Raw genomic sequence first — 20,229 nt, forward strand, 5'->3', positions numbered from 1 at the left:
GCGCAGAGGCAACATTTGATGGCGGCAAGCCAGCGCAGCGGCATGCGGCGGCCGGCACCCTGGCGCCACTGGACGAAGGAATGGGAGGGCATTGCCGTGTTGACGGGCAATATTGTCATGCAGTAAATTAAAATGGCTATGCTTTCGCTAGTCAGCCGGCGCCGCCTATATTTTCCTGCTGCGCTTTAGGTGCAGGGGCAGCAGCCACCACATGCAGACGATCAGCGTGCCCATCAGCACGCTGGCGACGATGCCGGCCACGTGGCCGAAGACTTCCGACATCACCAGATTGGTGCCCAGAATAAACGCCAGCGCCAGGGAAAAGGCGCCGCACATCATGATGCGGTCGGCCACGCGCTTGAAGCGTTCGCGGTCTTGCAGGGGACGCATCACGCGGTGCTGGATGGCCGGCGCGCTGAGCAGCACCAGGCTGGTCATGGACAGGAAAAACGTCAGCAGGAAGACGATCTTTTCCGCCTGCACGATCTTCGCGAAGCCGCCGTTGAAGGGCAGGATGATGAGGAAGGCCGTCAGCATCTGCGCGCCCGGCAAGAGGATGCGCAATTCGCTGAGCAGGTCGGACAGGTCGCCTTCGTCGCCCGGCTGGTCATCCTCGTGCTGCTGTCGCGCGTGTGGCATGGCGTGGTCCTCGTGGTGGTGGTGGTGGTGGTGGTGGTGCCAATCTACGCGCAGGCACCCGCGCCGACTGTGGGCGCGCGCACCTTCAGAAGCATTGCGCGATGCCTTGGCGCAGGCGCCACAGGGGCGTCGAGACGATGGCCGTGGCGCTGTGCGAGGCGTCGTGGCCGCAATGGCCGCAGCTGTGGCGGCGGTGCGGCGCCAGCGCGAAGCTGCCCAGATCCAGGTGCGGATGGCCGCAGCGGGCGCAGTCGCTGCAGCCGAGCGGGGTGCCCGCCTGCAAGGCGGCGGCGAACGCCTGCGCGGCGGGCGGCGTGATATTCAGCTGCGCGACGTCGGCAGGGAACAAGCCGGGCAGGGCGCGGCAATCGATGGCCAGCGCGGCCGCGTCGCGCGCCAGCAGGGCGCCGCCGTCATCGGCCCGGGCGCGCAGTTGCAGCAAGCCATCGGGGCCCAGGCGCAAGGTGGTGGCGTGAAAGCGGCCGGGGTCGAACAGTTCCGGATACAGCACATAGCCCATGGGGCTGGCGTGCTGGCGGCAACGCATCTGCCGCGTCGCCTGCCGCTCGGTCAGGTCCGCCTGCGTGCCCCAGTAGCACTGGTGCGTGCGGCACCAGTGGCGCGCCGCGCCATTGCGAAACTTTCCGGCTGGCAGCAGATCGCACGCGATGATGGCGTCTTCGCCCGCGCCGGCGCGAAAGTGGCCCGTGATGTGCTGCGTGGTGACGGCAAGGTGGCCCGTGCTCGCTTGCAGGGGCCAGCAGATGCCGGGCAGGGTCAGCGGCGTGGGCAAGGGCGCCTCCGCGCGGCTAGCGGCTTGCGAGCCGCTAGCGGGCCGGCATGAAAAAGCCCGCCGACTGGGGCGGGCTGTGCTGACGGGAATGCCTGCGGCATGGCCCGGTTTATTCTTCCGTATCGGCCAGGGTGACGATGGCGCGCGCCCACTTCGAGTATTTCAGGTTCGCCAGATCGCGCACGGTCTTGATATTGAACGCTTGCTTGAGCAGTTCCGCATCCTTCTCGCTCACGCCTTGCAGCGCATCGACGGGCGCATCGGCGATTTCCTTGAACGTCTTTTTTTCGTAGGCCTTGTCTACCGCTTTATTGATGTTCATGTGTTGATACTCCTCAGTAAGTAGGAAAATTAATTCTACACGTTTTTGTAAATCGTCAATTTACGCTTGCATGTTGTGCCGAACTAAATATGATGGAGGTGGGTGAGGCTGCGGCCGAGCCTGTTTTTGTTCCGCCTGTTAAATTGCAAATATAGCATTTTAATTATATATAGTATAATTGTTATGTATGTCGGCGATTATGCGCCGGCCTTACCGGACGCCGCTCTACGCGGCACCAATCGACAGCGTTCAGGAGAATACGATGAGTTTGCTAGACCAACTTGCAGGACAGGCGATGAGCGCTTTGGGCAACAAGGGTGCTGACGGGGAAGCCCCATCGGGATTGATGGCCAGCGTGATGGAGCTGGTCAACCAGCATGGCGGCTTGCCCGGCCTGCTGCAGAAATTCCAGGAAAGCGGCCTGGGCGACCAGGTGGCCAGCTGGATCGGCACCGGCGCCAATGCGCCCGTCTCGGGCGACCAGATCAAGGATGCGCTGGGCGCCGACACGATCACGCAGATCGCGGAAAAAGCGGGCGTTGCCCCGGACGCGGCCTCGGGCGGCCTGGCCGCCTTGCTGCCCCAGCTGATCGACAAGCTGACGCCGAACGGTCAAGTACCTGAAGGCAATGACCTCGTCAGCCAGGGCTTGAATATGCTCAAGGGCAAGATATTCGGTTGATATTTATTGCCGCAGAACTCAAAAACCTCGCAGCGATGCGAGGTTTTTTGTTTTCAGGCGGCGGCCATCATGCCGAAACGCTGAGGTTCGCTGGTCAGCCTGGCCGTACTCCCCTCCACCAGATACGAGCAATAGCGGCGGCGCTCGGCGATGCCGCCGCGCCGTTCCATCAGCTCGCTCAGCATGGCGACGGCATCGGTGGCCATCTTTTGCACGGGCTGGCGCAGGGTGGTGATGTCGTAGCTGAGCCAGCCCGACGCTTCCAGCGCGTCGAAGCCCGCCACGGACATCTGCAGCGGCACCTGGATGCCCATCTGGTGGCGCGCCGTGTCCAGGCAGCCGATGGCCATGATGTCGTTGCCGCAAATGACGGCGTCCGGCACGCGGCCCAGGCGGTCGATGACCTTGCGCAAGCCGCGTCCGCCGCTGGCGTAATCGTAGTTGCCGCTGACGACGATGGGCGCGGGCAAGCCCAGCGTGAACAGCCGGTCCAGCACGCCGGCCTTGCGTTCCTGCGCCACGGCCGAGTCGCCGGGACCGTCGATGACGGCGAACTGGCGGTGGCCGGCCTCGGCCAGGCGCGAGACGAGCAGGCGCGCCGCTTCCCCCTGGTCGCACAGCACGGCATGCACGGCGTGCTCGCGGGGGCTGCGGTTGAACAGCACCAGCGGCACGTCGCGCCGGGCGAATTCGGCCATCTGCGCGTCCGACAGGAAGGCGGCCACGACGGCGCCATCGACCTGGTATTGCCATACATCGCTCAAGACCCTGCCGACGTCCGCTTCGCGCTCCAGCGTAAACAACAGTAGACGCTTGCCCTGGCGGGCGATTTGCTGGCTCAGGTCGGACAATACTTGCGGATAGTACAGATTGGCCAGGTTGGAAATGATGACGGCCACCAGGTTCGAGCGCCGCGTGATCAGGCTGCGCGCGGCCGCGTTGGGGATGTAGTCGAGGGTGATGGCCGCCTGCATGACCTTGGCGTGGGTGGCGGGCGAGACGCTGGCGCCCGGCTTGAAGCAGCGCGACACGGCCGATTGCGACACGCCGGCCAGCAGGGCCACGTCATACGAAGTCACGCGCCGTCCGGTGCCGGGTATGGCGCGGGCGGCGGTGCTGGGTGTCCGGGCTACAGTATTCTTTTTTCGCATATTGGTTTGGCAAGCAACCTGTCTCAAAGTATTCCTGCAGGCCCGGCCGCTTGTGGCGGCCTGGGCGGGCAGAATGAGCATAGCGAAAATATTTCCATGTGGCAAGACTGTTTTATTGTCTATGTTGCAAAAATTTTGATTGAATGGCAAGTGGTATGCTTGTCCTTCAATCGGGACTGTCGCAGGGGCCGCTGCCATACGGGCTGAGGCGTCCCGGCGGGTCCACGCGGCGGGCGCTGAAATCGCTGGCCAGGGCGGGCAATGGCAGATCCGCCGTCGTGCTCGCTTCCGTGCCGCTGACGCTGCCGCGCACGGTCAGGGCGACGTCCACCCAGGAAGCAAAGTTGCGCGGATAGCTGATGGTGACGGTGGCCATGCCCAGCGCGTCGCTCAGGCCGCTGGCGCTGACGGTCAGGGGGATGCCCGGGTCGAGCACGCCATTGCCGTTGCGGTCGTAGGCGGCGTCAAAAATGCCATTGCGCAAAACGTCCTCGTTGGCGCAGCTGTAGTGGGGCAGGGCCAGGCGCCAGACGCCCGTGTCGGGGAATTCGGGCTTGTCCGCTTGCCACGTATACAATCCCTTGGCATAGCGGCTGGGCCAGGCGGCGGCCGTGATGGCGACGCCGGGCACGGCATTGCCGGCGCTGTCCGAGACGAACACGGCAAAGTCCTTCTGCAGCACGCTGGCCGAATATTCGCGTAACAGGCTACCCGTGCCCAGCTTGATCGACAGCGCTTGCCGCGCCACCGTCAGGCGCACGAGTGCCGTGGCCGCCGCTTGCGGGGCGCCTTCGATTTGGGCCTGGATCAGCACGCCGTCGCGGCCGCTGTCGGCCGGTCCCGCCACGTATTCGGCGCGCGCCAGGCCGTCGCTGCCCGTCAGCACCCGGCCCGCCTGCCGCAGGTAGCCGCCGCTGGGGTCGCTCAAGATGGTAAACACGACGGGCGCCTTCTTGACCAGGTTGTTCGCCGGGCCATCGCGCACCACGGCGCTGATTGTGCTGATACTTGTGCTCATGCTGGTGCTGGCGTTGTCGGCCGTGGCCGCCGAAGTGGCCGTATTCGCGCGCAGCACGGCCGGCTCCGCCTGCACGGTCAGCTTGCTGGCAGGGCTCAATGGCGCGACGAATTCCAGCCGCGTCTGCGCCGAGGGGCCGCCCGCCACGGAAACCGTGATGGTGGCCACGCCCGCGTTGGCCGATTGCACATAGCTGCGCGGCAAGTTGCCATTGCTAAAAGTCAAGCTGGCAGGCAGGGCCTGGCTGCAGGCGCTGTCCGCGAACAGGCCGCCGCGCGTGGTCGACAGGCTGGCGCTGCCCGATTGCGCCACGCCCGCCTTGTCGTAGCGCGCGTCGATGGGCTGGCATGTGAGGGTGGCCACTTCCGGCAGCACGTCCGCGCCATTGGCGTCCTGGCCCACGGCCGGACTCAGGCGCAGGTCGCTGCCGGCCACGGCATACGCTTGCGTGGCGGCGGCGCCCAGCGCGCTGACGGACACGGCATCCTTGCCCAGGCTGCCTGCCGTCAGGCGCAGCACCAGCTGGCCTTGCGCATTGCTGAGCGCCGCGCCGCCGTCCTTGACACGCACGCCGTTGCCGGCGCCCGTGCTGTAGGCGATGGCGGCGCCGGCCACGGGTTTGCGCGCCGAGTCGCGCACGGTGACGGTAAGGTCGGCACCCTGGCCCAGCATCAAGGCGGACGGTCCCAGCAATTCCACGCTGCTGCCCGTGACGGCCACCGTGCCCTTGCCGCTGCGCGTGCCCACATGCGCCGTCACGGTGATGCTGCGGTTGCTGTTGGCGCCGCCCGTGCCCAGCAGGGCGCGCGCCTGGCCGTTCTTGTCCGTGACGGTGTCGACGCTGCCGAGGATGCCGGAATCGGCCGCAAAGGAAATCTTGGCGTTTGGCAAGGCCAGGTTGGCGCCATCCTTGACGAGGGCCGTGACGGCCACTTCGCTGCCGGCCAGGCCCGCGGAGGCCAGTTCCGTGCTGGAAAACACCAGGTTGACGGCGCTGGCCAGGCTGGCCGGCTCAGGCGGCGTGACGGGCGGAATCACAGGGGGCGTCACGGGCGGGGTGACAGGCGGGGTGACGGGCGGCGTGATCGGCGGCGGCAGGCTGCCGCCGCAGCCTGCCGTGCTGTGCAGCGAGCAGCCGCCGGATGCCTGCGTATCGGTGCCGCCCCCGCCGCCGCAGCCGGCCAGGCAAACGAGGAAGGCGGCCAGGCTGGCGGCGGGCAGGTGGCGCAGGGGGGCGAGGGACATGATGATCTCCGGGAACTTGCCGAGTTGCTCGGCATCAATTTCCAAAGAGTAGCTTTTGCGCGCGGCGGGTACTTGATGCAAAGCAAGCTTGTTGTCTTGGCCCAGCCGGAAGTATTTTTCTGGTGCAATGGCGTGCGTTCTGATAACATAACGCCCCTTTATTCAGGGAAGGGTCGACATGGCCAATGCTTGCGGCGTCGATTTCGGCACGTCAAATTCCACGGTAGGCTGGGCACGTCCCGGGCAGAGCACCATGCTCGGTCTGGAAGATGGCAAGACGACCTTACCGTCCGTCGTCTTCTTCAATGCGGAAGACGAGGAAGTCAGTTTTGGCCGCGCGGCGCTGGCCGGCTATCTGGCCGGTTACGAGGGCCGTCTGATGCGCTCGCTGAAAAGCTTGCTGGGTACCAGCCTCATCGATGGCCAGACGGAAGTGGGCGGCCGTGCCTTGCCGTTCCGCATGTTGCTGGCGCAATTCATTGGCGAAGTGAAGCGCCGCGCCGAGCAGTCCGCCGGCCGCGAATTCTCGTCCGCCGTGTTCGGCCGTCCCGTCTTCTTTATCGACGACAATGCGCAGGCCGACCAGCTGGCGCAGGATACCCTGGCCGAAGTGGCCCGCTCCGTCGGCTTCAAGGACGTCGCCTTCCAGTTCGAACCGATCGCCGCCGCCTTCGACTACGAGTCGCAGATAGCCAAGGAAGAACTGGTACTGATCGCCGACATCGGCGGCGGTACCTCCGACTTTTCGCTGGTGCGCCTGTCGCCGGAGCGGGCGAAAAAGGCCGAGCGCCGCGACGATATCCTCGCCACGGGCGGCGTGCACATCGGCGGCACGGACTTCGATAAATACCTGAGCCTGTCTTCCGTCATGCCCTTGCTTGGCTATGGCAGCCGCCTGCACAACAATAGTGAAGTGCCGTCCAGCTATTATTTCAACCTGGCGACCTGGCACACGATCAACCTGGCCTACACGAAGAAGATATGGGTGCAGCTGGCCGACGTGTGCCGCGATGCGCGCGAGCAAGACAAGATGGGGCGCTTGCAAAAGCTGATCGACGAGCGGGCCGGCCACTGGCTGGCCATGAAGGTGGAAGAGGGCAAGATCGCCCTGTCCGACGCGGCCGAGGTACAGCTGGAGCTGGACCGTTTGTCGCCCGCGCAAAGCCTGCTGCTCAAACGCACGCAATTCGACGACGCCATCGGCCACCTGTGCGGTTCCGTGGAAGAAACCGTGCTGCGGCTGCTGCGCGACGCGGGCGTGGCGCCGGAAGCCGTCGACACCGTATTCTTCACGGGCGGCTCTTCCGGCGTGCGCTTGCTACGCGAAAAGATCGCCGCCCTGGTGCCGGCCGCGCGCAAGGTCGAAGGCGATTTGTTCGGCAGTATTGGTGCGGGACTCGCGCTGGACGCCGTGCGCAAGTTCGGCTAAGCTGGCCCACCGCAGCATTGCAGAAAGAGCCTTACCCCATGAATGTGTTTGACAAACCGATCGTCATGATCGACTTCGAGACGACCGGCTTGTCTCCCGACATGGGCGACCGCATCACGGAAGTGGCGGCCTTGCGCATCGAGGGCGGGCAGATCACGGACCGCTATGTGACCCTGATCAACTGCAATGCCCGCATTCCCGCGTTCATCACGGGCTTGACGGGCATCACGCAGGCCATGGTGGACAAGGCGCCGCCCGTGGCCGAGGTGGTGCCGCAATTGCTGGATTTCATCGGCAGCGACGCCTTGTCGGCGCACAATGCCAGCTTCGATGAGAAATTCCTGCGCGCGGAAAGCGCCAGGCTGAACCTGACGCCGGCGCACCAGTCGCTCGTGTGTTCCTTGAAACTGTCGCGCCGCGTGTTCCCCGGCATGGCCAGCTACAAGCTGGGCTTGCTGTCGAGCCAGCTGGGCATCGCCTTCAAGAGCGCCGCCCACAGGGCCGAGTCCGATGCGGAAGTGGCGGCGCAAGTGCTGATCCATATCGGCCGCCACCTGCGCAGCAGCTATGGCATCGCCGATGTCGACGCCGACCTGTTGGTGTCGCTGAACAAGCTGGCCGCCGCCAAGGTGCCGCAATTCCTGCAAAAGCACCCATCGCGCCGCTGACCGGCGTATCGCATCCAAGCGGGCTCATCAAAACGATATAATTTTGTTATTTCATTTGAGCCTGCTCAAGTCATTTCCCCGCATCGAATTTAAAATTTAAGCAACACACGATTTCGCCGCCCTGGGCCGCCGTTTTGCGCGTGCTGCCGGCAAGCGCAATGTGGATGGGGGCGCACATGGACAAGCACCATACTGCCAGAGATAGCCACGAAGCGTATATCTGGTTCCGCACGGCTGCCGAGCAGGGCAATGCCTATGCCCAGTTCAACCTGGGATTGATGTACAAGAAGGGCGAGGGCGTGGCGCAGGACGATGCGCGCGCCTTTGTCTGGCTACGCCTGGCCGCACTGCAGGGGCTGGCTTTCGCGCAGAACCACCTGGGCGCCCTGTATTACCACGGCCGTGGCGTGGCGCAGAGCGACGAAGACGCCGTGCTGTGGTTCCGCCGCGCGGCCGCCCAGGGCGATGCCTCGGCCCAGCAAAACCTGGGGCAGATGTACCGCAAGGGGCGCGGCGTGCTGCAGAGCGATGAACTGGCCCTGGCGTGGTTTTACCGCGCCTCCGAACAGGGGGTGGCGAGCGCACAATCCTTGCTGGGAGAAGCCTATGCGCAAGGGATGGGCGCGAAGAAGAACGATGCGCTGGCCCTGGCCTGGTTCCGCAAGGCCGCCTTGCAGGGCGATGCGCAGGCGCAGCTGAACCTGGGCCTCGTCTACAAGCGGGGCCAGGGCGTGGCGCAAAGCGATACGCAGGCGCTGGCCTGGTTCCGCCAGGCTGCCGCCCAGGGCCTGGCAGTGGCGCAGCGTCAGCTTGGCGTGGCGTATGCGGAAGGCCTGGGCGTGGCGCCCGACCAGCTGCGCGCCTACGCCTGGCTGCAGCGGGCGGCCGAGCAGGATGACGCCGACGCCCAGTTCAACCTGGGCCTGATGCTGGCGCGCGGCCAGGGCGTGGACCGGGACGAGACGCGCGCCGTCGCCTGGTACCGGCGCGCCGCGACCCAAGGCCATTGCATGGCGCAATACAATCTGGGCGGCATGTTTGCGGGCGGGCGCGGCGTCGCCCGCGACTTGCGCCAGGCGCTGGACTGGTATGCGAAGGCGGCGGCCCAGGGCGCGTCGAATGCGCAGTTCAACCTGGGCGTGATGTATGCGAATGGCCAGGGCGTGGAGCGCGACGAGGTGTGCGCCGTGCGCTGGTACCGCACGGCGGCCGAGCAGGGCGATGCCAGCGCGCAAAACAACCTGGGCGTCATGTATGCGAACGGCCATGGCGTGCCGCAAGACGATGGCCAGGCCGTGCAATGGTATGCGCGCGCGGCCGGCCAGGGCCATGCGCTGGCGCAGTACAATCTGGGCGGCATGTACAACAGCGGGCGCGGCGTGGAAAAGGATCCCGTCTGCGGCTACATGTGGCTGGCGCTGGCGGCCGAGGGCGGCGACAGCGGAGCGGCCAGGGCACGGGAAGCGGCGGCCGCCAGGCTGGAGCCGGCACAGCTGGAAGAGGCGCAGCGGCGCATGCGGCAATGGCACCAGGTGCGCTCGCCGCCGCTGCCGCCCGACTGAAGCGCCAGCCCCGTGCGCGCAGGGATGCGCACTGCATGCGATAATTGCCGAAGAGCATGCCGCGAAGGCGGCGCGGTTTTCGGCACAGTGAAAGGTGGAACATGGTAAGGCAGGCAGGCGAGGATGCATCCGAGCAAAAAGTCATCGACGACATCGCCACGCACGGCTGGCATGGCGTGCATATCAGCGCTGACGAAGAAGGTCCCGGCTATGCCTTCACGATAGGCGCCGGCCACAGCTTTGGCCAGCCGGAATTTCTCATCATGGGCTTGCCGCGCTCCATGGCTCACCAGATACTCGACGTGGCGCTCGATGCCGTGCGCAGCGGCGCCATCACGGATTTCACGGCCACCACGGACGTCTTGCTGGAAGGCCATCCGTGCGCCTTCGTGCGCGTGCCCGTCGAGCAATACCGCAACTATGTCGGCTATGCGCGCTGGTATTACCAGGGCGATGATTTTACCGTGTACCAGATCGTCTGGCCGTCGCGCGATGGCCACTTCCCGTGGCAGGCGCAAGCGAGCGCGCAGTACGTGGAGAGCCAGCCCCTGCTGGGACCGGCGCCTCCGGCCGCATGACGGCAGGCATCTCCGTCCGCATTGTGACCGGCACGGCGACCTTGTGCGTGTTCGACCCGGCCCTCCTGCGCCACAAGCTCGACGATGACTGCGACTGGTGGAGCCTCCCCAGCGCGGAACTGGCGGCCGTGAATGCGGGCCAGGCGGCGTTTTTCAACGTGGGCGGCGACGGCGCGTATGACATCGCCTTGCACGCCGAACTTGCCGAGCCGCATGCGAGCGTGCACCTGGCCGTGGCCTCGGGCCGCGTCTTCATCGGCGCCGGGGAAGACGTCACGGGCGGCGGCCTGGAACCGGACACGGCATACGGCGGCCTGTTCGTGGACGTGCGGGCGGGCAGCTACCGCGTGCAGGCGCGCCGCGATGGCGCGCACGTCAGCCTGGCATTCGTGCCCGATGCGCGCAGCAACAATGCGTTTTCCGACCTCGTGCGTATTTGATGCGCCGTTGAACCCTGGCTACCCATCCATACGGGCCACGGCCGCGCCTTGCCGCCGCTCCAGGAACAGGCTGTTGCCGTGGATTTTCTTCGCCTGTTTCTTCGCTTCCGCCGCCTGCGTGGCGATCTGGTGGTGCGTGTAGTACTGGTGCGCCTCGACCTTGATCACGCCCAAGGATAGGCTGATCAAGGAATAAAACACTTTCTTGCCTTGCCGGTCTTCGCTGATGTAGCCGCCCCGTTCGCAGTCGCTGCTGCTGTAGTAGGCGAGGATGGCGGCCGCGAAGTCGTCCAGCATGGCCTGGCAGCGCGTTTCCCAGTCTTCGCTCTGGAACAAAATCATGAAATCGTCGCCGCCGATGTGGCCGATGAAGTCGCGGTTCGGGTCGCAATGGCCGCTGAGGATTTCTCCCGTCAGCTGGATCACGTCGTCGCCCTTGCGGTAGCCGTACACATCGTTGAAGGGCTTGAAGTGGTCGAGGTCGCAATAGCAGACCCAGAAGCGGGCAGCGCTGTGCAGCAATCGGTCGATATGCTCGTTGATGGGCACGTTGCCGGGCAGTTGCGTGAGGGGGTTGGCGTAACGGGCCGCATTGATCTGCATCTGCGTGATTTCGCGCATCAGGTCGTGGCCCGTGCCCATGCCCAGGTAGCGGCCGTGTTCGGTAATGATGAAGCCGTTGAACAGGTGGTGGGCATCGGACTGCACCATGGTGTAGCTGAGTTCCTGCAAGCTCGTCTCGTGGTCGGCGATCAGGGGCGTGGCATCCATGAACAGGCTGCACGATTTCTTGCCGTACAGTTCGCGCTGGTAGGGGCGGGCGAAGTGGTCGATCATTTCGAAGCGGCTGATCAGGCCCAGCGGCACGCCGTCGTCGACGACGGGGATGATCATCAGCTTCGGTTCCTTCAGGAAGATGTCGTACACCTCGTTGTTGTTGAGTTGCGGCGACACGGCCGCCACGCGGTGCAGCAGCTTGCGGATGGTGGCGCCGTTCTTTTCCAGGCTGCTGCGCTGCGGATACACGGCCACGCCGTTGCGTCCCAGCGCCTGCACCACTTCGGCCGGCAGGGCGCGCGCCGGCACCATGTTGGGCCGGCCCAGGTGATAACCCTGGCCGAACGCCACGCCCAGGTCGCGCAAGACCAGCAATTCCGTCTGCGCCTCGATGCCTTCGGCGATCACCAGGGTGCCCGATTTCTCCGCGATTTCCTGGATCGAGCGCACGAACTGCAGCTTCACGGGGTCGTTATTGATGCCCTGGATGAAATGCATGTCGATCTTCACGTATTCGGGCCGCAGTTCCGACCACAGGCGCAGGCTGGAAAAGCCTTCGCCCAGGTCGTCGATGGCGATCTGGAAACCCATGTTGCGGTAATGCAGTACCGCTTCGCGCATCAGCTCGTAGTCATAGGTGGGCTGGTTTTCCGTCAGCTCGATGATGACCCGGTCCGGATTGATGCCGATGTGCTCGATGTATTCCAGGGTTTCGCCATGGCGCGCATTGCGCAGCAACAAACACTCGGGGCTGACGTTGAGAAACAGTTTTCCTGGCAGTTGCAGTTCGGCAAAGCGTTCGAGCACCACTTGCCGGCATAGGTGTTCCACTTCCAGGGTCAGGTCATGCGCGCGCGCCACCTTGAACAGATTCATCGGCGCGTGCAGGGGGCTGTCGGACGGCCCCCGTATCAAGCCCTCGTAGCCGATGATGTCGCCGCTGTGCATGTGGATGATGGGCTGGAACAGCGCGCTGAGCTTGCGGCCCGCCAGGATCTCGTGCAAGGCATCCGTCCCTTCGATGGTCATGCTGGCCGATGGCGGCTTCAGGTAAGCCACGTTCGATGGCGTCGCGGGGGCAGGCGCGGCGGTGGCGGAAGGGAGGGCGAGAGTGTACATAGGCGGATGTGGCGGCACGGCCTCTGGACGGGCCATGAACATGTTGCCGATAGTAAAGAAGATTTATGACAGCTTGATGAAACGACTTTTCTTTTGATAAAGTTTCTTGTATGAACGTCAGTTTGCCGATTCCGCCGAAAGCGAGATTTATCATGGCAATCCATCTAAATTTGCCAAACAAAAGATGGTAAATCCATCGGATAACTGTGCTTTAAAAGTGGCAATCCGCGCTATGATTTCTCTTGGCGAAAGTCAACATGGGCAGCCGTGGCATGTGTGCGCGGCCTGCTTTCCTCGACATCCAACAATGAGACAAACAACCCATGCAATTACGTAGTGCAACCCTCATATGCAGCTTGCTGGCCGCTTTCGGTGGCAATGCCCTGGCACAATCCTGTCCTGCCGGCGATGGCGCCCCCGTGACGTATCCGGTCAGCAAAAAAGTCGATCAGCAAGACAGCTATTTCGGCACCACCATCGCCGATCCGTACCGCTGGCTGGAAGACGCCAACAGCGCGGAAACGGGCGAATGGGTGGCGGCGCAAAACAAGCTGACGCAATCGTACCTGGGCACGATCCCCGAGCGCGCCGCGATCAAGCAGCGCCTGACCAAGCTGTGGAATTATGAGCGTTTCTCTACGCCAACGAAACAGGGTGGCCGCTACTTCTACAGCCGCAACGACGGCTTGCAAAACCAGGCCGTGCTGTACACGGTGAAAAAGCTGTCCGACGAGCCGCGTCTGCTGCTGGACCCGAACACCCTGTCGACGGACGGCACGGTAGCGTTGGCCGGCACCTCGATCAGCCCGAACGGCAGATACCTGGCCTACGCCACGTCCGCCTCCGGTTCCGACTGGAACGAGTGGAAAGTGCGCGACATCGAATCGGGCAAGGATTTGACGGACCACATCAAGTGGGCCAAGTTCTCGGGCGCCTCGTGGACCAAGGACAACACCGGTTTCTTCTACAGCCGCTATGACGCGCCGAACGAAGCCACCAAGCTGGCCGATATCAATTACTTCCAGAAATTGTACTTCCACAAGATCGGCACGCCGCAAAGCGACGACGTGCTCGTCTTCGACCGTCCCGACCAGAAGGAATGGGCGTTCGGCGGCAGCACCGTCAGCGACGATGGCAATTATTTGATCATCACGGCCACGCAGGGCACGGAACGCAAGAACCGCGTCTTCTACAAGGACTTGCGCCAGAAGAACGCCAAGGTGGTGGGCTTGCTGGAGGAGTTCGACGCTTCCTACTCGTTCATCGACAACGACGGTCCCGTGTTCTTCTTCAAGACGGACAACAAGGCGCCAAAATCGCGCGTGATCGCCATCGACACGCGCAAACCTGCGCCTGCCGACTGGAAAGAGATCGTGCCGCAAGCGGCGGAAACCCTGGTCGCCGTCAACCTGATCAACAACCAGCTGGTGCTTAACTACCTGAAAGATGCGCAAACGCAAATCAAGATCGTCAATCTGAAAGGCAAGCTGGTGCGTGAAGTGGCCTTGCCGGGCATCGGTTCGGCCGGTGGTTTCGCGGGCAAGCGTGGCGACACGGAAACGTTCTACTCGTTCGCCAGTTTCACGACGCCGGCGACCATCTACCGCTACGACATGAAATCGGGCAAAAGCACGGTGTACCGCCAGCCGAAGGTCGATTTCGACCCGAACGCCTTTGAAACGCGCCAGCAATTCTTCACCAGCCGCGACGGCACCAAGGTGCCGATGTTCATCGTCTCGAAAAAAGGCATGAAGCTGGATGGTTCGAACCCGACCTATCTGTACGGCTATGGCGGCTTCAATATTTCGCTCACGCCAAACTTCTCCGTGGCAAATCTCGCCTGGGTGGAAATGGGCGGCGTCTTCGTGATGGCCAACCTGCGCGGCGGCGGCGAATACGGCGAAGCCTGGCACCAGGCTGGTACCAAGCTGAACAAGCAAAACGTCTTCGACGATTTCATTGGCGCGGCGCAATGGCTGGTGGACAACAAGGTCACCTCGCCATCGAAGCTGGCGATCGGCGGCGGCAGCAATGGCGGCTTGCTGGTCGGCGCGGCCATGACGCAGCGTCCGGACCTGTTCGCCGCGGCGATTCCGCAGGTGGGCGTGCTCGACATGTTGCGTTTCCACAAGTTCACCGTGGGCTGGGGCTGGGTGCCTGACTATGGTTCGTCGGACGACGCAGAGCAATTCAAGGCGCTGGTGAAATACTCGCCGCTGCACAACCTGAAGGCGGGCGGCTGCTATCCGGCCACGATGATCACGACGGCCGACCACGACGACCGCGTCGTGCCGGCCCACAGCTTCAAGTTCGCCGCCGCCGCGCAGGCAGCGCAAGGCGGTCCGGCGCCCGTGCTGATCCGCATCGAAAGCAAGGCTGGCCATGGCGCCGGCAAGCCGACGACCAAGCAGATCGAAGAAGTGGCGGACCGCTGGGGCTTCCTCAGCCGTTCGCTGAAGATGACGCCGGTGACGGCGCCTGAGCCGGCCAAGGTGGCGGCGCAGTAATCAGGTAGTAAGGCGGTAGGTCGGATTAGCGCGCAGCGCGTAATCCGACACCGCCAGCGCCAACAATGTGTCGGATTACGTGGCGTGCCGCCGCTAATCCGACCTACGCTGGCCTGCTTCCGCAATCCTCGCCAGCACCCCCTCCCCAAACACCGTCTGAAACGGCAAATCCTTGCGCTGCGCATAGCCGATATAGCAATCGCACTTGAAGCGGGGGCAGGAGCGTTCCTGCAGCATGTCTTCCAGTTCATCCACGTACAGATTCCCCAGCCGCTCGGGCACGAAGTGGCAGCGCGCCAGCTCGCCGTCGCCGTCGACGGATAGCGACGTCTCGCCCGCCAGGCACGGTTTGCCGCGCGAGGGCGGCGGGCGGCGGTTGTGCGCGAACCACGGGTCGATGGCGTCCAGTTCGGCCAGGTCTTGTTCGCTGTAATAGCCGGGGCCACGCCGGTCGTAGGCGTTCAGCCACAGATAGACGTGGGCGGGCAGGGCCGCGCGCAGGCCGCGGATGGCCTCCAGGTGCTCGTTCATGGCGACGACGCCGACGGAGTAGCGCACGCCCATGGCATCGAGCCGCGCGCAGCGGGCGAGAAAGCGGGCCAAGGTCGTCTGGTCCGGGTGATAGGTGCACCACAGGCCGACCTTTTCCAGCCCGTCCATGTTCTCCAGCCAGTCCAGGGGGCCGGACAGATTCGTCTGCAGCGCCACCTGGCGCACGTGCGGCAGGCTGGCCAGGGTTTGCATCGCGTTCCGGTAGTGGCGCCGCACCAGCGCTTCGCCCCAGGGCGTAAACAGCACGCTGATGTTCCGGTCTTGCGCCGCCACCCAGCTGCTAAAGCGCGCCACTTCGCGCGCATCGCGGGCCAGTGTGGCGCGGCTGTCGCGCTTCTTGGCGAACGGGCAGTAGCCGCAGGCGTAGTTGCAGCTCGATAGCGTGCCCCGGTACAGCAGGGACAGCGTTGGTGCTTGCGCTGTCAGCACGCCTGGCCGCCTTCGGCCATCAGCGCGCGCACCGTATCGGATGCCAGCCAGGGGCCGATGGTGTCGGCGTAGCTGTAGCCCCGGTCATTCAGGCGCAGCAGCGGACCGTCTTCCTCCACCAATTCCAGCGCGTGCAGCTCGGCCAGCTGCGGCAGGTCTGCTTCGCAGCGGGAGCCGAAGCGCGCCGCGTAGGCGTCGCGGTCCAGGCCCGGTTCCGTCAGCAGCGACTGGATCACGTAGCGCCGGCGCTGTTCTTCGTCATCGAGCTGGTAACCGTGTTCGGCCTGCGCGAAGCGCGCCTCGTCGAGCGCCAGGTAGTTGTCGATGATGTTGATGGTATCAAGCCGCGCCACCGCGTATTGGCTCGAATAATGCAGGCGCGATGTGTAGGAGCGGGCGCCTGCGCCCAGGCCCACCATGCCGTCGTTCTGGCAGCAGTACGAAGGGCCGTCTTGTTCCGGTGCGTGGGGCGCGCGGAACATGCGCATCGACACCTGCTCGTATCCCTGGGCGCGCAAATGGTCGCGCGCGGCCGCATACAGGGCCAGGCGGCTGTCGCCGTCGCGCGCCAGCATGATGGGGTTGAGCGACTGCGCGCCCTGGCGCCGCGCCACTTTTCCAAGACCCGTCTGCTCGCGCACGTACAGCGGATACAGGTAGATTTCCTCGGGCCGGAAGGCCAGCGCGCTGTCGATGGACGCGAGCAGGCTGGCGACGGTTTGCCCCGCGATGCCGTAGATCAGGTCCAGGTTCAAGGTGGGAAAGCCGGCGTCGCGTATCAGGCCGATGGCGTGCTGCACGGTGGCGTTCTGCTGCGGGCGGGCCAGCGCGCGCATTTCGCCGGCGGCAAAGCTCTGGATGCCCAGGCTGACGCGGTCGATGCCATGCGCGCGGCAGACCGCCAGGCGTTCCGCCGTGATGGTTTCGGGCGAGGCTTCGATGCCGGCCGGCGTGTGCTGCAGGTCGATGCCGAGGATGTCGCGCGCGCCGCACAGCAGGGTGTCCAGCTGCGCGGGCGACAGGTAGGTGGGCGTGCCGCCGCCCAGCGCGAAGCGGGCGAAGCGCCGTTCGCCCAGTGCGCCGTTGAGTGCGCGCATCTGCACCAGCACTTGCCGCACGTAGCGCTCGACCATGTCGGCGCCGGGGCGGGCCATGGCGAACAGGTTGCAGAAGCCGCAGCGCATCTCGCAAAACGGGATGTGGATGTAGGCGAAGAGGGCGGAGCGGTCCTGCCGCGCCCACAGGGGCGCCAGGGGCGCCGCCTGCGGCAAGGCGCGGTAGGCGGCCTTGTGCGGGTAGGAATACGAATACGCCTGGTAGGGCGTGTGGCGCATGCGCTGCGCCAGGGTGCCCGGTTGTTCGGATGGATTCACGGTGGGGACTCCTTGGGAGGTATATCGGTATCGGGGGCGATGAAAAAGTGCGCATACGGCACGTTCCACACGCTGTCGTGGGCGACCCTGTGGCCGCGGTAGCCGTCTTCGCCGTAGGCGCTGCCGTGGTCCGAGCAGACGATGGCGAACGTGGGCGCGCGCGCGGCGCAGGCGGCAAACAAGGGCGCCAGCGCGCCGTCCACATAGCGCAGGGCGGCCGCGTGGCTGTCGAGGTTGTCGGCGCGGCAGCCGGGCAGGTAGGCGCGGTTCGGCGTATGCAGGGCGGCCACGTTGATGAATAAAAAGGTGTGCTGTGCACCGTCCGCCAGGCGGTCGATGGCCAGCGCCACCTGTTTTTCGGTCGAATGGCGGCCGGCCACGCCCATGCCCGCACTCCAGTGGCTTTCCTGGAACAGCGAAGGCAGCACGGAGCCCAGCGCCGTCTGTTTGTTAAAGAATCCCACGCCGCCGATGCAGATGGTGCGGTAGCCGCGCGCGGCCAGCGCGGCGGGCAGGTCGGCTTCTTCGAAGGCAAACGTGTGCGGCGACGTCGTTTCGCTGCCGGCGAAGGCGGAAGCGAACAGGCGCGGATGGCGGCCCGGCGCGGCCGGCGTGGGCAAGAAGCCCGCGAAGAAGGCCTGGTGCGCCGCATACGTGAACGTGGCGGGCGAGTGGCGCCGTTCCCAGCCGCCGGGCGGCAAGAAGCGCCCCAGCACGGGCAATTCGCCCGCCTCGTACAGCGCTTGCGCCACGTCGTAGCGCAAGGTGTCGAGCGTGATGAAGACGATGTCGTGACTGCCGACGACGGCGTGCATGTCGGGAATGGTCGGTGTTTCTTTAAGCATGGGCCAGTTGCGCCGTGTAAGTATCGATGCCTTGCCACAGCAAGCCTGGCAGCAGGTCGCCGAAGGCGTTCGCCTCCAGCACATGGGCCTGGCCGTGGCGCACGACGAGGTCGTAGCCCGTCACGTGGCTGGCGGGGAAGGCGCGCGCGGCCAGGGCGGCGGTTTGCTCCAGCGCGGCCAGGTCGGCTGCGTCCAGCAGGCCGGACGCGTCGCCGCGCCGGTTGTCGAGGTGCAGATTCGTCATCATCTGCGGTCCGATGCGCGCCACGCGGTGCGCGGGCTGGCCCGCCACGGTCACCACGCGCAGGTCGTAATGGCTGTCGCCGCAGCGCGGCTTGTTCAGCCACCTTTCCGCATACAGCTCCTGCGCGGCCAGCGCGTTGACGAGGGCCGCGATGTCGGCGGTCGTCTCGTAGCGCGCCATGCGTTTGACGTTGAACAAACGCGTCCGGCCATCCGCCCGCGACAAGGCGGCCGAGGTGGCGGCTTGCTGGCGCCCGGCCTTGTTCCGGCGATAGGCGACGACGCCGGATGCGGACGAGCCGTAGCGCGGTTTCAGGTAGACGCGGTCCAGGTCATGCTGGTGCAGCAGCGCCTGCAGATGCTCGTAGCCGTGCACGGGGCCGAGCAGGCTGGGAATGGCGATGCCGTGTGCGGCCAGGTGGCGCTGGCAGGCCAGCTTGTCCGTCATGCGGCTGATTTCGGCCGGTGCATTGAGCACGCGCGTTTGCGGCAAATCAGCCAGTTGCGCCGCCACGGACGCCATGGCCGCCGTAAAGCCGGCAAACCATGCATCCATGGCCAGCAGCTCGCCGTGTTCGGGCGCAGCGACCGGCGGACGCTCCAGCAGCCTGCAGCCCGCCTGCAGCAACAGCATATGGGCGGCGGCATCGTCGCCGGGCGGCTCGATTTTTAATATGCCTGGCTGGCGCAATGCATCATGCAGCAGCGCAGGCTGCGCCAGCCAGTCGCGCCATTCCAGCACCTGCGCGGGCGGCAGGCGCAGTTGGGCGCGCGCCGCCTGCATCAGGCGCACGCGCTTGCTGCCCTGTGTCGCCAGCAGGGTGAGTTGCGTGTGCAAAGGGCGAAGCTCCGCTTATTCGCCGACAGCCACGTAGCGGTAGCTTTCGCCGTCGTCCTCGTCCGCTTCCTGCGGGTCGTCCAGTACCACCTCGAAGGGCAGCGCCTTCAGCTTGGCCTGGTTTTCTTCCGAGATGTAGTGGTGCGACAGGTCCAGGCGCTTCAACTTGCCCAGCTGCGTGTGATTGAGCACGGCCACGGCGCCCAGGTCGCCGATGGTGCCCAGCGACAGGTCCAGCGTATCGAGTTGCGCCGCCAGCGGTTCCTCGGCCAGCCAGACGGCCAGGTCGTCGGCGATTTCCGCGTCGCGCAAGCCCAGATATTTCAGGGTGGGCACGGTCAGCTGCGCCAGCACCTTGCGGTACAGGTCCACGTCGCCCGAAAAACCATAGTCGTCCGTGCCCAGCCACAGTTCCAGGTGTTCCAGCTGCGGCATGCTCGATTGCGCCAGCGCCTCGGCGATCTTTTGATCGAGGCCGCCCGCTTCGATGGTGAAGCGGCGCAGGTGCTGGTGCGCGAACGGTTCGATGACGAGCTCATTGCCGCCGCGGATGCGCAGTTCTTCCAGCAGCGGGAAGGCATCCAGCAGGGGCTTGTAGCTGCCTTGCACGATCCACGAGATTTCGCATTCCTCGTACGTCATGTCGCCGATGAACAGGGCGCGCAGCTTCGGCAACTGCGGCGCCTGGGCGATCAGCGCGGCCATCACCTCGTCGGCGCCCGATTCGTACGGGTCGCCCCACATGCCGATGATCAGCGCTTCGAGCGCGCCCTTGTCGGCCTTGCCGAGAAAGCCGGCGATCAGCTCGTCCATCTTGCGCTTGTCGTCGTATTCGAGCGACAGGCGGTAGACGATGCCGGGCGAGGCGTCGAATGGCAGGTCCGGGTCGTACTGGACGACTGTCTTGTTGTGGAAGGTGGTGGTGCTGTCGGAAATGGTCATCGCTGTGGCTCCGTGTAGGCGGTGGAGGCCTGGATGCCGCGCGCGGCGTGGCGGAGGGACGAGCCGGGATGTGCCGC

Annotated in this window: 18 protein-coding genes; 7 read left to right on the forward strand and 11 right to left on the reverse strand. The window is 65.0% G+C overall.

The genetic code is table 11. The features are described 5' to 3' along the window. Positions 1–165 precede the first annotated feature (165 nt). The 3 genes from AC0V2Y_RS23680 to AC0V2Y_RS23690 all read right to left on the reverse strand — a co-directional run bounded on the left by AC0V2Y_RS23680 (position 166) and on the right by AC0V2Y_RS23690 (position 1,754). Positions 166–639 carry a DUF6328 family protein gene (locus AC0V2Y_RS23680; RefSeq protein ID WP_475414489.1) on the reverse strand — a complete coding sequence of 158 codons (474 nt, stop codon included), beginning with the start codon at positions 637–639 and terminating at the stop codon, positions 166–168. A gap of 85 nt (positions 640–724) precedes the next feature. Continuing rightward, a complete protein-coding gene (locus tag AC0V2Y_RS23685) occupies positions 725–1,432 on the reverse strand; it encodes a hypothetical protein (protein WP_475414490.1) in 708 nt (235 codons plus the stop codon). Between the two features lie 109 nt (positions 1,433–1,541). Next, positions 1,542–1,754, reverse strand: a complete 213-nt coding sequence (locus tag AC0V2Y_RS23690) for a hypothetical protein (RefSeq protein ID WP_034751103.1) — start codon at positions 1,752–1,754, stop codon at positions 1,542–1,544. Positions 1,755–2,016: 262 nt separating this feature from the next. Here AC0V2Y_RS23690 and AC0V2Y_RS23695 point away from each other — a divergent pair, with 262 nt between their 5' ends. Continuing rightward, positions 2,017–2,436, forward strand: coding sequence for a YidB family protein (locus AC0V2Y_RS23695; protein ID WP_475414491.1), 420 nt, complete (start codon positions 2,017–2,019; stop codon positions 2,434–2,436). A 53-nt stretch (positions 2,437–2,489) separates the two neighbouring features. On the opposite strand, the gene AC0V2Y_RS23700 is transcribed toward AC0V2Y_RS23695, so the two are convergent. Next, positions 2,490–3,515 (reverse strand): LacI family DNA-binding transcriptional regulator, encoded by a 1,026-nt coding sequence (locus AC0V2Y_RS23700; protein ID WP_475414492.1) that lies wholly within the window; start codon positions 3,513–3,515, stop codon positions 2,490–2,492. 238 nt (positions 3,516–3,753) lie between these two features. Then, positions 3,754–5,850 (reverse strand): Ig-like domain-containing protein, encoded by a 2,097-nt coding sequence (locus AC0V2Y_RS23705; protein ID WP_475414493.1) that lies wholly within the window; start codon positions 5,848–5,850, stop codon positions 3,754–3,756. Between the two features lie 178 nt (positions 5,851–6,028). Between AC0V2Y_RS23705 and AC0V2Y_RS23710 the strand changes: the two genes are divergently transcribed. The 5 genes from AC0V2Y_RS23710 (at position 6,029) to AC0V2Y_RS23730 (ending at position 10,527) form a co-directional block, all read left to right on the forward strand. After that, positions 6,029–7,279: an Hsp70 family protein gene (locus AC0V2Y_RS23710; protein WP_475414494.1), complete on the forward strand. Its 1,251-nt coding sequence runs from the start codon at positions 6,029–6,031 to the stop codon at positions 7,277–7,279. Between the two features lie 38 nt (positions 7,280–7,317). Then, positions 7,318–7,947: a 3'-5' exonuclease gene (locus tag AC0V2Y_RS23715; RefSeq protein ID WP_475414495.1), complete on the forward strand. Its 630-nt coding sequence runs from the start codon at positions 7,318–7,320 to the stop codon at positions 7,945–7,947. Positions 7,948–8,123: 176 nt separating this feature from the next. Next, on the forward strand, positions 8,124–9,509 hold the full coding sequence (locus AC0V2Y_RS23720; RefSeq protein ID WP_475414496.1) for a tetratricopeptide repeat protein: 1,386 nt from the start codon (positions 8,124–8,126) through the stop codon (positions 9,507–9,509). 101 nt (positions 9,510–9,610) lie between these two features. Next, positions 9,611–10,087: a DUF4262 domain-containing protein gene (locus AC0V2Y_RS23725; RefSeq protein ID WP_475414497.1), complete on the forward strand. Its 477-nt coding sequence runs from the start codon at positions 9,611–9,613 to the stop codon at positions 10,085–10,087. Then, positions 10,084–10,527, forward strand: coding sequence for a DUF6386 family protein (locus AC0V2Y_RS23730; protein ID WP_475414498.1), 444 nt, complete (start codon positions 10,084–10,086; stop codon positions 10,525–10,527). Before AC0V2Y_RS23725 ends, AC0V2Y_RS23730 begins: the two co-directional genes overlap by 4 nt. Positions 10,528–10,545: 18 nt before the next feature. Here AC0V2Y_RS23730 and AC0V2Y_RS23735 read toward each other — a convergent pair whose 3' ends face one another. Next, positions 10,546–12,333, reverse strand: a complete 1,788-nt coding sequence (locus tag AC0V2Y_RS23735; protein ID WP_475414532.1) for an EAL domain-containing protein — start codon at positions 12,331–12,333, stop codon at positions 10,546–10,548. Between the two features lie 413 nt (positions 12,334–12,746). Here AC0V2Y_RS23735 and AC0V2Y_RS23740 point away from each other — a divergent pair, with 413 nt between their 5' ends. After that, the gene (locus AC0V2Y_RS23740) at positions 12,747–14,930 is read left to right on the forward strand and encodes a prolyl oligopeptidase family serine peptidase (protein ID WP_475414499.1); all 2,184 of its coding nucleotides are present in this window, start codon (positions 12,747–12,749) and stop codon (positions 14,928–14,930) included. A 93-nt stretch (positions 14,931–15,023) separates the two neighbouring features. Here the strand turns inward: AC0V2Y_RS23740 and AC0V2Y_RS23745 are convergent, their stop codons facing one another. From AC0V2Y_RS23745 to AC0V2Y_RS23765, 5 genes are read right to left on the reverse strand one after another with little or no spacing between them, the layout of a single operon-like run. Further along, positions 15,024–15,911 carry an STM4011 family radical SAM protein gene (locus tag AC0V2Y_RS23745; protein ID WP_475414500.1) on the reverse strand — a complete coding sequence of 296 codons (888 nt, stop codon included), beginning with the start codon at positions 15,909–15,911 and terminating at the stop codon, positions 15,024–15,026. Beyond that, a complete protein-coding gene (locus AC0V2Y_RS23750) occupies positions 15,905–17,284 on the reverse strand; it encodes an STM4012 family radical SAM protein (RefSeq protein ID WP_475414501.1) in 1,380 nt (459 codons plus the stop codon). The genes AC0V2Y_RS23745 and AC0V2Y_RS23750 overlap by 7 nt, the downstream gene beginning before the upstream one ends. Beyond that, the gene (locus AC0V2Y_RS23755; protein WP_475414502.1) at positions 17,281–18,129 is read right to left on the reverse strand and encodes an STM4013/SEN3800 family hydrolase; all 849 of its coding nucleotides are present in this window, start codon (positions 18,127–18,129) and stop codon (positions 17,281–17,283) included. Before AC0V2Y_RS23755 ends, AC0V2Y_RS23750 begins: the two co-directional genes overlap by 4 nt. Further along, a complete protein-coding gene (locus tag AC0V2Y_RS23760; RefSeq protein ID WP_475414503.1) occupies positions 18,122–19,210 on the reverse strand; it encodes an STM4014 family protein in 1,089 nt (362 codons plus the stop codon). The genes AC0V2Y_RS23755 and AC0V2Y_RS23760 overlap by 8 nt, the downstream gene beginning before the upstream one ends. Before the next feature lie 15 nt (positions 19,211–19,225). Beyond that, on the reverse strand, positions 19,226–20,152 hold the full coding sequence (locus tag AC0V2Y_RS23765; RefSeq protein ID WP_475414504.1) for an STM4015 family protein: 927 nt from the start codon (positions 20,150–20,152) through the stop codon (positions 19,226–19,228). Positions 20,153–20,229 lie beyond the last annotated feature (77 nt).

Source organism: Janthinobacterium sp. BHSEK, assembly GCF_056174685.1.

Excerpts from the sequence above, each read along its gene's own strand:
- AC0V2Y_RS23705 (WP_475414493.1), bottom strand. The coding sequence starts at position 5,850 with ATGTCCCTCGCCCCCCTGCGCCACCTGCCCGCCGCCAGCCTGGCCGCC.
- AC0V2Y_RS23725 (WP_475414497.1), top strand. The coding sequence starts at position 9,611 with ATGGTAAGGCAGGCAGGCGAGGATGCATCCGAGCAAAAAGTCATCGAC.
- AC0V2Y_RS23715 (WP_475414495.1), top strand. The coding sequence starts at position 7,318 with ATGAATGTGTTTGACAAACCGATCGTCATGATCGACTTCGAGACGACC.
- AC0V2Y_RS23710 (WP_475414494.1), top strand. The coding sequence starts at position 6,029 with ATGGCCAATGCTTGCGGCGTCGATTTCGGCACGTCAAATTCCACGGTA.
- AC0V2Y_RS23765 (WP_475414504.1), bottom strand. The coding sequence starts at position 20,152 with ATGACCATTTCCGACAGCACCACCACCTTCCACAACAAGACAGTCGTC.
- AC0V2Y_RS23740 (WP_475414499.1), top strand. The coding sequence starts at position 12,747 with ATGCAATTACGTAGTGCAACCCTCATATGCAGCTTGCTGGCCGCTTTC.
- AC0V2Y_RS23690 (WP_034751103.1), bottom strand. The coding sequence starts at position 1,754 with ATGAACATCAATAAAGCGGTAGACAAGGCCTACGAAAAAAAGACGTTC.
- AC0V2Y_RS23730 (WP_475414498.1), top strand. The coding sequence starts at position 10,084 with ATGACGGCAGGCATCTCCGTCCGCATTGTGACCGGCACGGCGACCTTG.
- AC0V2Y_RS23680 (WP_475414489.1), bottom strand. The coding sequence starts at position 639 with ATGCCACACGCGCGACAGCAGCACGAGGATGACCAGCCGGGCGACGAA.
- AC0V2Y_RS23735 (WP_475414532.1), bottom strand. The coding sequence starts at position 12,333 with ATGACCATCGAAGGGACGGATGCCTTGCACGAGATCCTGGCGGGCCGC.
- AC0V2Y_RS23755 (WP_475414502.1), bottom strand. The coding sequence starts at position 18,129 with ATGCTTAAAGAAACACCGACCATTCCCGACATGCACGCCGTCGTCGGC.
- AC0V2Y_RS23720 (WP_475414496.1), top strand. The coding sequence starts at position 8,124 with ATGGACAAGCACCATACTGCCAGAGATAGCCACGAAGCGTATATCTGG.
- AC0V2Y_RS23695 (WP_475414491.1), top strand. The coding sequence starts at position 2,017 with ATGAGTTTGCTAGACCAACTTGCAGGACAGGCGATGAGCGCTTTGGGC.